The organism is Delftia sp. BGA-UO-ETr-SB1 (assembly GCF_059567865.1).
Genome location: NZ_JCAQOW010000006.1, coordinates 1616367 through 1629253 on the forward strand (window position 1 = coordinate 1616367; position 12887 = coordinate 1629253).

Genomic DNA, 12887 nt, shown 5'->3' on the forward strand with positions numbered 1-12887 from the left:
ATGGCGCAAGCCTTGGAACTGGCCACGGGTGCCTTGTTCAGAACTTCCCCCAACCCTCGGGTTGGCTGTGTCATCGTTGGTGCACAGGGCCGTTTGCTGGGGCAAGGGTCAACCCAACGCGCAGGCCAGGCACATGCGGAAGTCATGGCTTTGCGCGATGCCCAGGCGCAAGGGTATTTCCTTCGGGGCGCCACTGCCTACGTGACCCTGGAGCCCTGCGCCCACCATGGCCGCACAGGGCCTTGCTGCGATGCGCTGATCGAGGCTGGCATCGGCAAGGTCGTGGCGTCGTTGATGGATCCCAATCCCCGCGTGGGTGGACAGGGCTTTGAGAGGCTGCGCGCCGCAGGTGTCGAGGTTGAGATTGGTGATGGCGCAGATCAGGCGTGGGAACTGAATCTGGGATTTTTCAGCCGCATGCTTCGGGGTAGGCCTTGGGTGCGCGCCAAAGTGGCAGCTTCTCTGGATGGCATCACTGCATTGAGCAATGGGCAGAGTCAGTGGATCACCTCTGCCGAAGCCCGACATGATGGCCATGCCTGGCGCGCGCGCTCCTGTGCGATTCTCACGGGCATAGGCACGGTGCTTGCCGATAACCCTCGCCTGGATGTCAGGGAGGTCGAAACGTTTCGGCAGCCTGCCCTCATCGTGGCGGATAGCCAGCTTCAGACACCTCCGGACGCAGCCTTGTTTGCGGCGCAACGCAAGGTGGTCATCTACACAGCAGTCAGTGATCTGGCGTCAAGCCGTGCGCTTGCGCTGGTGGAGCGTGGAGCGCAGTTGCTGTGTATGCCTGATGGGCAGGGGCGTGTGGATGTTCGGGCCATGATCCACGATCTGGCGAGGCTGGAAGTGAATGAACTGCACGTCGAGGCGGGTCATCGACTCAACGCAGCGCTTGTCGAGGCAGGGCTGGTGGATGAGTGGTTGGCCTATCTGGCCCCCAAGCTTCTGTGGGGCGGGGCTGGTTGGGCCGATGTGCCCTCTTTGAGCAGGCTCGCCGATGCGCAGGCCATGTCATTCCAGTCGGTCGCAAGCGTGGGCGACGACTTGCGGGTGATTCTTCGGAAGGTAGGAGCGGATCGGCTTGGTGTGGACGGCTCCACCTGAGGCATCGCACGCGGTCGCAGCTACCGTCCCCAGCACTCTATCGCTTTGGTATTCGCGCCCAGGTTCCGTGCATCGCGCTCGCCCGTATGGGTCAGTGTGAAATCGCCGCATCGGTCATTGAGCTGGGAGCCACGGCGCGTGGCGATCAGGGTGTAAGTGTCGTCGTCGTGGCCGCTGGTTGCCAAAAAGTCGATGGTGTAGCGCTTGCTGGAATCGTGGATCCAAGTCAGGTCTGCAGGCAGCTTGGTGGGGTAGACCCCGTTGGCCGTGGCTGCGCGCTCCAGCCATTGCTGGGCCTGAAGCAGGCCGGCGCGGGCATCGGCACGGTGGACTCCGCGGATGTATTCGTTGTAGCTGGGCACGGCGACGGTGCCGAGGATGACTATGACGGCCACGACGATCATGAGTTCTATGAGTGTGAAGCCCGGGGGAGGAGGGCGGCGCATTGTGCGGCTCATTTCATTTGGCGCCAACTGGGGCGCAGGGATTGCTCGGGCATGCGGGCGAGGACGTTGCGGCGGCCATCGGTGTCGTAGCCAATGGCGTGATGGCCTTTTTTGAGCAATGTCTGGGATCCCCCGGAGACGGTTGCGCGCGAGGCTTCCTGATCGGCCGTGTCGTAGACGCCGTCGCCGTTGCTGTCCATCAATGGAACACTGGGCCGCTTGCCATCCATGATGTTCATGAGCGTCAGAAATTGGCTTTCCTCGCTCACATTGCAGGCGTCAGCGGGGCGGCTCATGGCTTCACCAGGACGCTTGGAGGATCTTGCGGGTATCTGGCTGTAGATCGCGAGGAGGTTGCTGCCGTCGTAGAAGCTCATCGGCTTGAGCAGGCGCTCGCCTGACAGGGGAAGGTCCACGTACCAGCCTTTGTGCCGCGTCCAGTCGAGGTCGGTGGTGGAGTCCACACGCCAGGTGCCATGACCTACGGCCCATTGCGTCTGATGGCTCACCGAGCGTTTGGCCAGCTCATTGATGCCGGATACAGGGACTGGACGCTCCCCTGCAGGCCGCTTGCACTCAGAGTCCGAGTCACCCGTGCAAGGCTGTACCCGGCCGTCCGCGAGCAGCTTGTAGCGGGTGCTGTCGAGGATGGAATAGATGCTCTGCACCGCCGTGCTGCCAGTGTCCTGCTGGGTGATGTTGCGTCCTGTGCCGAATGCCACCAGCAGGCCGCCCACAGTCACGCGCTCATCGCTTCCCGAGGGTTCTGTGGTGACGCTGTACCGGTCATTGGCGCGTACGGACGAAGGGGCGGTAATGGGCTGGCGCAGTGCGCGAGAGGCCGTTGGCGAACTGCCACCCATGGCGGTGTACAGCGGCCGGCCGTTGAAGGCCATGCCCCAAGCGGAGGAGGCATCGCTGGCGATGATGAATTTCCACAGATTGCCCTGGAGGTCGCCCGCATAGACCACGTCGGGCCGGCCATCGCCATTGATGTCCACGAGGCGTGGTGCGGAGAGCCCATTGTTGGTGGTCTCCGGTGTGGTGCCGGTGGGGATGTCGCCTGTGGCCACGATGCGCAGCAGCTCCTGGTTGCCATCGAGGTACTGGATCAGCAGCACGGGTCGCTGGTTGATGCTGTGGTAGCCGTTGCCTGTCACCAGAGCCCAGCGGTTGTTGTTCAACTGCGTGATCTGGGTGCTGCGTTGCGGGTTGGCATCGTCTCGTACGGGCGCTGCAAGGATATGGCCCAGGTCCTTGTCTTCCTGGCAAGTGGTGCGCTGCCAGAGGTCGGCGGAGATGGCGCAGTCACCGGGATCGCTGTTGCGGGTCTGGGTGCGGTCCAGCAGGACCAGCGTGCCGGCGCTGTGTTCGTTGAAAGCCTCTGGGTGCGTGATGTCCAGCACAAAGTAGCCTTTGGCACCGGCGCCCGGCATGCCTGCCAGCACGGTGCGCCACTGCGGGGATGCATGGCTGCCTGAGTTGATGTCGCCGCTCATGGCAGAGCCATCCACGAAGTAGCGATGCCGGGTGTCGTATTCGAGGTCGGAAAGGCGTGCCAGCCCCGAAATCACGCCACGGGGGATGTAGGCGATCTTCTCGCTGCCGTCAGTGGCAGAAAAGCCGTGCAGCATGCCGTCGTTGCCGCCCACGTAAATCATGGGCTGGCGCTTCTGCTGGGCGAGCGTATAGGCTGCGTAGCCCGGCAAAGGCGAGTTGTCCACGGGGCGGCCGGTATGCCAGATCTGGGAGTTGACGATATCGCCCTGGCGCGAGCCGCGTTGGCGAAAAGGGTGGGCCGGGTCAGGGCGCTGCGGTTGTCCCGCAGCTTCCATGCGGCGGTCGCCACGTATGAAGTTGAACCTGTGCTTGCCCAGTTTGTCTGCCCTGCCTTCGGCATCGACGCTGAAAGAGGCCTTCTGGGGGTGGTCCAGCTCATGCCATTGGAAGGACACGCCCCTTTGCAGTCTGTCACTCCAGGTCAGGATCAGGCGTTCATTGAGTACCTGTTGATCACTGAGTGCATCCAGGTGGTCAGCCGTACTCTTGCCTTGCCAGCCGGCTGCTGCGGTGATGCTCCCGTCGGCTTGGACCGTTTCTGCGTTGATCCAGCCGCTCCAGGCGGCTTTGGCACTGTAGCGGGCCGTGAATATGTCCACGCCTGCCTGTGCAATCACGCTGCTGTTGGAAGTGGCGGAGCTGCTGCGGCCCTTGGTATCGGCTGTCTGGCCTGTCGGGCAGTCTTCAATGGGCGTGGCAAATTCGTTGTCTTCTCTCTGAGCCGGGGAAACTGGCGTGCCTGCCTCAGAGAAACTTTGGGCCTGGCTGTTTTGCGCGGCCAGGACTGCGGCAATCACGGCTGGCAGCAGGAGGGGTCGGAGCCCAGGGTGGAGGAGATAAGGCATGTCAGACGTTCTGAATCAGTCGCGGCGCTTCTGGCGCGCATAGGTCTGTTGCAGCACCACCTGGGTGCCGTTCTTGCGGCCGTGAGCGATGGCTGTGATGCGATAGATCACCTGCGGCTGCATGTATAGGGCCAGACGTGGAGAGTCGTTGGCGATGAGGCCTGAGTTCCCTGCGTTGGCGTCATAGGGCAGGATCTCTATCCAGTACCAACCCCCCTTTCCTGTCTCACGGGTTGCCAGGATGGGATTGCTCTTGCCTCCAGAAATGGCGCCCGTGAACTGGCCGTAGCGCGCGGCTACATCGGTGGCGGTCATCTGGCTCAGCGTGATCCCTTTGGTCTCGTCCACGTTGTTCCAGAAGTCCTGAGGCCCTGTGCGCTTGGTGCACAGGGCGTCTCGGCAGCTTGTGGGGGTGGCTCGGTTCAGGTTGGCCAGCAGCAGACCTACCTGCTGGGTTTCCTGGGGAAACTGGGTGATGGTTGCAGCGTTGCGGCAGACGGATGGACGGCTGCTGTTGGCGATGCAGGCGGCGCCGTTGGCCTGTTCGCCTCGAATGTCCAGTTCGGCATCCTGCAGCAATGCCTGTGCAGCTTCGAGGGCGCGTTGGTAGTCGGCATCGTTGCCCACGAACATTTCGTTGAACAGGGCGCTGCGCGATGCCCAAAGTGCCAGCAGCATGGAAAGCATGACCAGGGTGATCACGATGAACAGTGCGACGCCTTTCTGGCGCTGCGCGGCACAGGTGTGGGCATGCCGCATGCCTGCTGCTTTGGCGGTCATCCAGTCATCCCCTGGCTGCGCAACTGATACACGCTGCGAAAGACCATGTGCAGGCGCCGGGTCCTGGGCGCCGGCAGCGTGGTCATGTCGATGGATTCGGCTGTGCCGTCACTGCTTGCGCAATCGGTGTAGCGGCTGTCGGCGGGCATGTTGATGACTTCGATCCCGAAAAGCACCAGACAGACCTCCGCGGCAACGACGCGTGACCAGTCCTGGCCCACGGCGGCTGCGTTGACGTACTGCAGGCGTGCATCACCTTTCGGCGACTGGATCAGATAGCGCACCTGGAAGTTGGCAACGTTCTGGGCCAGTGGCTGGGCTCCCGCAGAGGGTGCTCCGGTGCAGCGCAGGGTGTTTTTGCGGGCGTCCAGCGCAAAGCGGCTCAGGATCAGGTTGTTGCTGTTGGTCTGGCCCAGGCAATTGCGCTGCAGTGAGGTTTCGATGGCCGAGCCGTGCAGCGGTTGCGTGTAGTTGCTGTAGCCCACGGTGAGCTTGTATTGAGCGCGGCCTGGCGCATCAAGGCCCAGGATGGTGTCGTGCGCAGGGTCGAAATCTTGTGCGCTCGCCTCGAATGCAACGGGGTCCGCCACGTCAACGGTGTCTGTTCCCTTTTTTGCAGACGAGAGAAGCAGCCGAAGAGATCCTGCCTGCCGGATCTGCCGGCCCATGACGCGGAAGATGTGGGATGCCTGCTGCTGCAGCTGGCTGGCATCGCTGACGGTGCCGGAGACGGCGCGTGATGCCATGAGTGCGCCCAGGGCCACGCCGATGATCAACAGTCCCAGGAGAAGGCCCACCAGCAGTTCGACCAGGCTCAGGCCCCGTTGACCAGGCTGCACCAGCGTTGCGGCGGCGATGTGGGTGTGCTTCATGGGCTTGCGCAGAAGAACTGGACTGCGTTGTTGGCAAGATATGGCGCGCAACGAGCGCTGAGCGCTATGTATTGCAGGTGGCAGGTTCTGCCGGTGGGGCAGGCCATGGCTTCGTCGCCGTGTGTGCCATCGCTATGGAGTCCGATGGGTTTTTTGTAGCCGGCTTTGCTGGATTTCTCGTTTTCACGCCAGCTGATCACGATGCCCAGGTGGCGTCCGTTGCTGGTGTCGTCTGCTGCAGGGAAGACCTTGGCGGCTCCGCCTGGCAGCAGTTGGTGCACGGAAGCCTTCCACAGCGCGAGGTTGTAGCTGGCCAGCGTTTCCGGGTCGCATGGTGTGGCGCTGCAGTCGGCGGTGGATTCAGGGGGGTGATCCCAATCGGATTCGTAGTTGCCCATCTGTCCGAGGGAATTGGGGTTGGCGTGGGTGCGCTCGCTGAAGTCTTCGATCAGCCGGATGGCCTGAGCGCGGCGCACGCCGCTTTGGGTGTCGGCCAGGGTGCGCATCTGCAGGCTCAGGATTCCCAGAACACCCAGGGCCGTGACGACGGTGGCAACCAGGGTTTCGATCAGGGTGAAGCCTTTGGCGTGCCGAGCGTGGGTGCTTGTCAGGCGCATGGAATGCCCTCCCGGCCGACCACCCGGATACGTCCGCCGGACGAAACGCAGACGCCTTTCGCTGCAGCAGAGACGAGGCCGGCGGAAGACGGGGCGACGGCGAAGCCCATGGCAGTGAATCCACCCATTTGCCCCCACCGGTCCACACTGATGATGGCGGCGGATCTGGAGCGGATGACAAGGGTGCGTGCGGGAGTGTCGAAGCGCTGTAGTTCTTCCCGGGGATCCCAGCGCTTGTTGCCATTGCGGTCAACGAACACCACCCAGCCACAGCCCCAGTCCGCGTGACGTGCAGCCAGAGTGCAGCCGTTGGTGCCTTGGGGTAGTTTCTGGATGAAGACGCCGCCCCCGCGCCGCACGGCTTCGGAGCGCGCGTATTGCAGCGTCGACTGCAGGCCCTCGACGGTCTGGCGAACACGCCATCGCTCGATGATGAGGTGGAAGCTGGGTGTGGCCAGCGTGGTGAGCACGGCGAGGATGGCGACGACCACCATCAGCTCGATGGCCGTGAAGCCTTTTGCGCCCGGGTGGGCCTGAGGCCAGGTCGATGACATGTCTTGAATCCCTCCCCCACGATCTGCTTGCGAAGCGCTGGTTGTTTTTGCGCGCTGCTCAATCTATTGGGGTTCTTCGTGCATGTCTTTCGGACAAATCTGTTTCTGTCCTCAACAATTAGGAGTCGTGCCGTTTGTGTAGGGTCATCCGGCATGACGATGCGTCAAAAAATCCAATGGTGACAAGGAGTTGTTGGCTTTGCACTATTGGACTCCGGGGTAGGACTGTTTTTGTTGGGGGAACGCTCAGCGCTGCTGTCTGCCGGGTGGCGGCCGGGTATATCCGGCGCATGCCCCGGCGTTGTGCCGGCCCTGGCATTCGCGGTACAGCCGCTTGTCGCGTTGTTCGGGCGATTCCTCGGAACTGCTGCGCTGGGTTGGAGTACGGACTCGCTGTCCACCTTTTTTGCGCTTGGCGCCTTGCGCAGCCGATGTGTCGGAGCGGTGAGGGCTCGCCTGGGCCGGTAGGGCCAGGCATAGGGCCGCGACCAGGCAGAGCAGGGTGCATTGCTGCCGATGTGCGCGCCAGGTTGCAGCAGTGAATGAAAAACGCGTCGCCATGGTGTTGCCCTCCCGTGATCTATGAATGTCTGCAGGTTTCGCGGCATTCTGGGCGGGCTGTCGGCCGGCGCGGTGTGGGGCCACAAAGCATGTGTGGAAGCTGGACAGGGCGCGCTTGTTATAATCCCAGGGTTTTGCATGGTGCAAGACGCACGTCGGGGCCTTTCCAGTCCCGGCGCAAGTAACCAAGGCTGCCTCCCTGCTTTTGTCTGTGAGGGGCCAATTTCAAAGGAAAAAAATGATCGCATCTTCCGTGAAGGCTGAAGTCGTCAAGTCCAACGCACGCTCTGCCAACGATACTGGCAGCCCAGAAGTGCAAGTGGCTCTGCTGACCGCACGCATCAACGAGCTGACCCCTCACTTCAAGCAACACGCCAAGGACCACCACGGTCGTCGCGGCCTGCTGCGCATGGTGAGCCGTCGTCGCAAGCTGCTGGACTACCTCAAGTCCAAGGACGCTGATCGCTACACCGCACTGATCGCCAAGCTGGGCCTGCGCAAGTAAGCACGGTGGGAGATCAAAACGCCTGAGTTAGCCTGTCTAGCTCAGGCGTTTTTTACTTCGGAGAATGCAAGACAGAGCGAAGCTGTGTCATTCCAGTGCTGCTGATTTGATAGCAGTGAATCCAGCACTGGAATGGCATCGTGTTCTGAATTGCTCTCCATCATGGCCCGATGAGTGCATCGGGCCACCCATTCCAAAGGAGCAACAATGTCCATCTTCAACAAAGTCACCAAGACCTTCCAGTGGGGCCAGCACACGGTCACCATGGAAACCGGAGAGATCGCCCGCCAGGCTTCCGGCGCCGTGCTGGTCAACATCGATGACACCGTGGTGCTGGCCACCGTGGTGGCGTCCAAGCAGGCCAAGTCCGGCCAGGACTTCTTCCCGCTGACCGTCGATTACATCGAGAAGACCTACGCCGCAGGCAAGATCCCCGGCAGCTTCTTCAAGCGCGAAGCCAAGCCCAGCGAACTCGAAACCCTGACCAGCCGCCTGATCGACCGCCCGATCCGCCCGCTGTTCCCCGAAGGTTTCTACAACGACGTGCACGTGGTCATCCACACCGTGTCGCTGAACCCCGAAGTCGATGCCGACATCGCCGCCCTGATCGCCACCTCGGCTGCTCTGTCCGTGTCGGGCATCCCCTTCAATGGCCCCATCGGTGCTGCCCGCGTGGGTTACATCAATGGCGAGTACGTGCTCAACCCCGGCCAGACCCAGCGCAAGGATTCGCAGATGGATCTGGTCGTGGCCGGCACCGAAGCCGCCGTGCTGATGGTGGAGTCCGAAGCGCAGCAACTGCCTGAAGACGTGATGCTGGGCGCTGTGGTCTTTGGCCACGAGCAAGGCCGCATCGCCATCGACGCCATCCATGAGCTGGTGCGCGAAGCCGGCAAGCCCGTCTGGGACTGGGTCGCTCCCGCCAAGGATGAAGAGCTGATCGCCAAGGTGGCTGCACTGGGTGACGAAGCCCTGCGCACGGCCTACCAGATCCGCAACAAGCAAAGCCGCACGCAAGCCTGCCGCGAAGCCTACGCCGCCGTGAAGGCCGGCCTGACGGCCCAGGGCGTGGAGTTCGACGGCGTCAAGGTCGAAGGCATGCTGTTCGACATCGAGGCACGCATCGTTCGCAGCCAGATCCTGGCCGGCGAGCCGCGCATCGACGGCCGTGACACGCGCACCGTGCGCCCCATCGAAATCCGCAACTCCGTGCTGCCCCGCACGCACGGCTCGGCCCTGTTCACGCGCGGCGAGACGCAGGCCCTGGTCGTGTCCACGCTGGGCACCGAGCGCGACGCGCAGCGCATCGACGCGCTGGCTGGCGAGTTCGAGGACCGCTTCCTGTTCCACTACAACATGCCTCCCTTTGCCACCGGCGAAGTGGGCCGCATGGGCTCGACCAAGCGCCGCGAAATCGGCCACGGCCGCCTGGCAAAGCGCGCCCTGGCGGCCTGCCTGCCCAGCAAGGAAGAATTCCCCTACACCATCCGCGTGGTGTCGGAAATCACCGAGTCCAACGGCTCCTCGTCCATGGCTTCGGTCTGCGGCGGCTGCCTGTCGATGATGGATGCAGGCGTTCCGATGAAGGCCCACGTGGCCGGCATCGCCATGGGCCTGATCAAGGAAGACAACCGCTTCGCCGTGCTGACCGACATCCTGGGTGACGAAGATCACCTGGGCGACATGGACTTCAAGGTGGCTGGCACGACCAGCGGCATCACCGCACTGCAGATGGACATCAAGATCCAGGGCATCACCAAGGAAATCATGCAGGTCGCCCTGGCCCAGGCCAAGGAAGCGCGCATGCACATCCTGGGCAAGATGCAGGAAGCCATGGGCGAAGCCAAGGCCGAGATCTCGTCCTTCGCTCCCAAGCTGTACACGATGAAGATCAACCCCGAGAAGATCCGTGACGTGATCGGCAAGGGCGGCTCCACCATCCGTGCGCTGACCGAAGAGACCGGCACGCAGATCGACATCGGCGAAGACGGCACCATCACCATCGCCTCCAGCGATGCCGCCAAGGCTGACGAAGCCAAGCGCCGCATCGAAGAGATCACGGCCGAAGTCGAAATCGGCAAGATCTACGAAGGCCCGGTCACCAAGATCCTGGACTTCGGTGCTCTCGTGAACCTGCTGCCCGGCAAGGACGGTCTGCTGCACATCAGCCAGATTGCCCACGAGCGCGTGGAGCGCGTCGCCGACTACCTGCAGGAAGGCCAGATCATCAAGGTCAAGGTCATGGAGACCGACGAAAAGGGTCGTGTCAAGCTGTCGCTGAAGGCGCTGACCGAGCGTCCTGCCGGCATGGAGCGCAGCGAGCGCCCCGCGCCTGCCGAGCGTGAGTTCCGCCAGCCGCGTGAGCCCCGCCAGCAGCGCGAGTTCCGCGAGCCGCGTGAACCCCGCGAGCCCCGTGACGGCGGCCGTCCGGCTGCCGAGGGCGAGCAGCAACAGCAACAGCAGCAGTAATGCCCGGCAAGGCCATTGCCCAAAAGGGGGTGGCCTTGCAGGTGCATGTGGTGACTGGCAAAAAGCGCTGACCTGTTCAGCGCTTGTGGCATTTTTGACAGGGATTGCGAGGTCGAAAGATGGAAAAGCAAATCATGCGTGCCGTGGAACTCACGGACTTTGGTGCTCCCGAGGTATTGCGCCTGGGCGAGCGTCCGCTGCCCGTTGCGGGTGCGCAGGAGTTGCTGATCCAGGTGTCGGCCAGTGGTGTCAATCGCCCTGATGTGTTGCAGCGCAAGGGGCACTATGCTCCGCCGCCTGGCGCCTCCGACCTGCCCGGGCTGGAAGTGGCTGGGGTGATCGTGTCGGGCGACGACGAAGCCATGCGGCTGGCAGGCCTGCGCGTGGGAGACCGCGTGTGCGCGCTGCTGGCCGGTGGTGGCTATGCGGAGTACTGCGTTGCGCCCGTGGCCCAGTGCCTGCCCATCCCGGCAGGGCTCAGCGAGGTGGAGGCTTCGGCATTGCCCGAGACCTTCTTCACCGTCTGGAGCAATGTGTTCGACCGCGGTGCCTTGCAGGCAGGTGAAACCCTGCTGGTGCAGGGTGGCAGCAGCGGCATCGGCGTGACGGCCATCCAGCTGGCCAAGGCGCGCGGCGCCACGGTCATCGTGACCGCTGGCTCCGATGCCAAGTGCGCCGACTGCCTCAAGCTGGGTGCCGACCATGCCATCAACTACCGTACCCAGGACTTTGCCGCGGAGGTGCAGCGCATCACCGAAGGCAGGGGCGTGGACGTGATCCTGGATATGGTGGCGGGTGGCTATGTGGCGCGCGAAGTGCAAAGCCTGGCAGAGGATGGCCGCCTGGTCATCATTGCGGTGCAGGGTGGCATCAAGGCAGAGTTCGACGCGGGCCTGGTCCTGCGTCGCCGTCTGCTGGTGACGGGCTCCACACTGCGTCCGCGGCCTGTGGCTTTCAAGGCAGCCATCGCCCAGGCCCTGCGCCGCGAGGTCTGGCCGCTCATCGAGGCAGGCGGCATTCGTCCTGTGATCCATAGCACCTTTGCTGCCGCTGATGCCGACAAGGCGCACGCGCTGATGGAGTCGAGTCAGCACACCGGCAAAATCGTTTTGACGTGGTAACCATGAAGAAGAAACTCATCGTCGGCAACTGGAAGATGAATGGCAGCCTGGCTGCCAATGCCGTTTTGCTCAAGGCCCTCAAGGAGGGTCTGCCCGAGGGGGGTAATGCGGGCGTGGCTGTGGCCGTGCCCGCCGTCTATCTGGCCCAGGCCCAGGCCGAGCTTGAAGGCTCGGCCATCGGTGTGGCCGCGCAGGACGTGTCGCAGCATGAATCGGGTGCCTATACGGGCGAGCTGTCGGCGGCAATGCTTCGGGATTTTGGCGTGCGCTATACGCTGGTGGGGCACTCGGAACGTCGCCAATACCATGGCGAAACCGATGCCGTGGTGGCGCTGAAGGCGCAGGCTGCGCTGGCCAAGGGCGTCACGCCCATCGTCTGTGTGGGTGAAACGCTGGCGGAGCGCGAGGCGGGGCAGACCGAAGAAGTGGTCAAGCGCCAACTGGCGGCCGTGATCCACCAGGTGGGCCAGTGCATCAATGAGCTGGTCGTGGCCTATGAGCCCGTCTGGGCCATTGGCACCGGCAGGACCGCCACGCCGGAGCAGGCCCAGCAGGTGCATGCCGTGCTGCGCGCCCAGCTGGCGGCTGCCAGCCAGCAGGCCGATCGCATCGCCTTGCTGTACGGCGGCAGCATGAATGCCTCCAATGCAGCCCAGCTGCTGGCCCAGGCCGACATTGATGGTGGCTTGGTGGGCGGAGCCTCGCTCAAGGCGGCCGATTTCTTGACCATCATCGCTGCGGCCCAGTAAGCCGGGGCGGTTTTTCCATTCGCTTTTTTTAGCTCTCGCGTTACTAGCAGGTACAACCAATGAATGCATTCGCAAGCGTGATCCTCGCCGTTCAGATGCTGTCGGCTCTCGGCATGATCGGCCTGATCCTGATTCAACACGGCAAGGGTGCCGACATGGGCGCCTCGTTCGGCAGCGGCAGCTCCGGCAGCCTGTTCGGTGCCTCGGGCAGCGCCAACTTCCTGTCGCGCTCCACGGCAGGCCTGGCCACGGTGTTCTTCGTGGCAACACTGGCGCTGGCCTATCTGAGCAATGCGCGTCCCGTCAGCTCGGGCAGCGTGCTGGAAGGTGCCGCACCCATCACGGCTCCGGCTCCTGCGGCCTCTGGCGCTGCTGGCGAAGTGCCTGCTCCTGCTGCAGGCCAGGCGCCTGCTGCCAGTGCTGAAGGCGCTGCCCAGATCCCCACGAAATAATTTCGAACAAAGTCCTCGGTCCTCTGGGTCCGAGGGTTTTTCAGAGTAGAATCTAGAGATTGTTCGGTAGGCGGAATCTTTGCAACGGAGATAAAGAGCCAGCCGAAATCAAGACTTGCCGTCGTGGTGAAATTGGTAGACACGCTATCTTGAGGGGGTAGTGGCGAAAGCTGTGCGAGTTCGAGTCTCGCCGACGGCACCAAGATATAACTAAGAGCCTGCCCTGCTGATCAGGCTGATCGGTGC

General features: G+C 63.1%; 12 protein-coding genes and 1 tRNA gene. 7 read left to right on the forward strand and 6 right to left on the reverse strand.

Translation table 11 applies throughout. The annotated features are described in order from the left end of the window. Positions 1–1110: a bifunctional diaminohydroxyphosphoribosylaminopyrimidine deaminase/5-amino-6-(5-phosphoribosylamino)uracil reductase RibD gene (ribD, locus tag AC57B5_RS26095; protein WP_496400877.1), complete on the forward strand. Its 1110-nt coding sequence runs from the start codon at positions 1–3 to the stop codon at positions 1108–1110. A gap of 20 nt (positions 1111–1130) precedes the next feature. Here the strand turns inward: ribD and AC57B5_RS26100 are convergent, their stop codons facing one another. The 6 genes from AC57B5_RS26100 to AC57B5_RS26125 are packed head-to-tail and all read right to left on the reverse strand — an operon-like array spanning position 1131 to position 6784. Continuing rightward, positions 1131–1556 (reverse strand): type IV pilin protein, encoded by a 426-nt coding sequence (locus AC57B5_RS26100; protein ID WP_496400878.1) that lies wholly within the window; start codon positions 1554–1556, stop codon positions 1131–1133. Between the two features lie 8 nt (positions 1557–1564). Continuing rightward, positions 1565–3961, reverse strand: coding sequence for a pilus assembly protein (locus tag AC57B5_RS26105; RefSeq protein WP_496400609.1), 2397 nt, complete (start codon positions 3959–3961; stop codon positions 1565–1567). Between the two features lie 15 nt (positions 3962–3976). After that, positions 3977–4741 carry a pilus assembly PilX family protein gene (locus AC57B5_RS26110; protein ID WP_199959915.1) on the reverse strand — a complete coding sequence of 255 codons (765 nt, stop codon included), beginning with the start codon at positions 4739–4741 and terminating at the stop codon, positions 3977–3979. Continuing rightward, positions 4738–5613, reverse strand: coding sequence for a PilW family protein (locus AC57B5_RS26115; protein WP_496400610.1), 876 nt, complete (start codon positions 5611–5613; stop codon positions 4738–4740). Before AC57B5_RS26115 ends, AC57B5_RS26110 begins: the two co-directional genes overlap by 4 nt. Further along, positions 5610–6230, reverse strand: coding sequence for a type IV pilus modification protein PilV (gene pilV / locus AC57B5_RS26120; RefSeq protein ID WP_199959914.1), 621 nt, complete (start codon positions 6228–6230; stop codon positions 5610–5612). Before pilV ends, AC57B5_RS26115 begins: the two co-directional genes overlap by 4 nt. Next, positions 6221–6784, reverse strand: a complete 564-nt coding sequence (locus AC57B5_RS26125) for a GspH/FimT family pseudopilin (protein WP_199959912.1) — start codon at positions 6782–6784, stop codon at positions 6221–6223. Before AC57B5_RS26125 ends, pilV begins: the two co-directional genes overlap by 10 nt. Before the next feature lie 799 nt (positions 6785–7583). Here AC57B5_RS26125 and rpsO point away from each other — a divergent pair. From rpsO to AC57B5_RS26155, 6 genes are all read left to right on the forward strand, one after another. Further along, a complete protein-coding gene (rpsO, locus tag AC57B5_RS26130) occupies positions 7584–7850 on the forward strand; it encodes a 30S ribosomal protein S15 (RefSeq protein WP_012206984.1) in 267 nt (88 codons plus the stop codon). A 207-nt stretch (positions 7851–8057) separates the two neighbouring features. Then, positions 8058–10319 carry a polyribonucleotide nucleotidyltransferase gene (pnp, locus tag AC57B5_RS26135; protein ID WP_043819231.1) on the forward strand — a complete coding sequence of 754 codons (2262 nt, stop codon included), beginning with the start codon at positions 8058–8060 and terminating at the stop codon, positions 10317–10319. A 119-nt stretch (positions 10320–10438) separates the two neighbouring features. Then, on the forward strand, positions 10439–11440 hold the full coding sequence (locus tag AC57B5_RS26140) for an NAD(P)H-quinone oxidoreductase (protein ID WP_012206982.1): 1002 nt from the start codon (positions 10439–10441) through the stop codon (positions 11438–11440). Between the two features lie 2 nt (positions 11441–11442). Continuing rightward, positions 11443–12189 carry a triose-phosphate isomerase gene (tpiA, locus tag AC57B5_RS26145; protein WP_013801060.1) on the forward strand — a complete coding sequence of 249 codons (747 nt, stop codon included), beginning with the start codon at positions 11443–11445 and terminating at the stop codon, positions 12187–12189. A gap of 59 nt (positions 12190–12248) precedes the next feature. Further along, positions 12249–12641: a preprotein translocase subunit SecG gene (secG, locus tag AC57B5_RS26150; RefSeq protein ID WP_496400611.1), complete on the forward strand. Its 393-nt coding sequence runs from the start codon at positions 12249–12251 to the stop codon at positions 12639–12641. 117 nt (positions 12642–12758) lie between these two features. Continuing rightward, positions 12759–12843: transfer RNA gene (locus tag AC57B5_RS26155), tRNA-Leu, on the forward strand. Positions 12844–12887: the final 44 nt, after the last annotated feature.

What these genes read in the sequence shown, in the direction of transcription:
- ribD (WP_496400877.1), top strand. Translation starts at nt 1, where the DNA reads ATGGCGCAAGCCTTGGAACTGGCCACGGGTGCCTTGTTCAGAACTTCC.
- AC57B5_RS26100 (WP_496400878.1), bottom strand. Translation starts at nt 1,556, where the DNA reads ATGCGCCGCCCTCCTCCCCCGGGCTTCACACTCATAGAACTCATGATC.
- AC57B5_RS26105 (WP_496400609.1), bottom strand. Translation starts at nt 3,961, where the DNA reads ATGCCTTATCTCCTCCACCCTGGGCTCCGACCCCTCCTGCTGCCAGCC.
- AC57B5_RS26110 (WP_199959915.1), bottom strand. Translation starts at nt 4,741, where the DNA reads ATGACCGCCAAAGCAGCAGGCATGCGGCATGCCCACACCTGTGCCGCG.
- AC57B5_RS26115 (WP_496400610.1), bottom strand. Translation starts at nt 5,613, where the DNA reads ATGAAGCACACCCACATCGCCGCCGCAACGCTGGTGCAGCCTGGTCAA.
- pilV (WP_199959914.1), bottom strand. Translation starts at nt 6,230, where the DNA reads ATGCGCCTGACAAGCACCCACGCTCGGCACGCCAAAGGCTTCACCCTG.
- AC57B5_RS26125 (WP_199959912.1), bottom strand. Translation starts at nt 6,784, where the DNA reads ATGTCATCGACCTGGCCTCAGGCCCACCCGGGCGCAAAAGGCTTCACG.
- rpsO (WP_012206984.1), top strand. Translation starts at nt 7,584, where the DNA reads ATGATCGCATCTTCCGTGAAGGCTGAAGTCGTCAAGTCCAACGCACGC.
- pnp (WP_043819231.1), top strand. Translation starts at nt 8,058, where the DNA reads ATGTCCATCTTCAACAAAGTCACCAAGACCTTCCAGTGGGGCCAGCAC.
- AC57B5_RS26140 (WP_012206982.1), top strand. Translation starts at nt 10,439, where the DNA reads ATGGAAAAGCAAATCATGCGTGCCGTGGAACTCACGGACTTTGGTGCT.
- tpiA (WP_013801060.1), top strand. Translation starts at nt 11,443, where the DNA reads ATGAAGAAGAAACTCATCGTCGGCAACTGGAAGATGAATGGCAGCCTG.
- secG (WP_496400611.1), top strand. Translation starts at nt 12,249, where the DNA reads ATGAATGCATTCGCAAGCGTGATCCTCGCCGTTCAGATGCTGTCGGCT.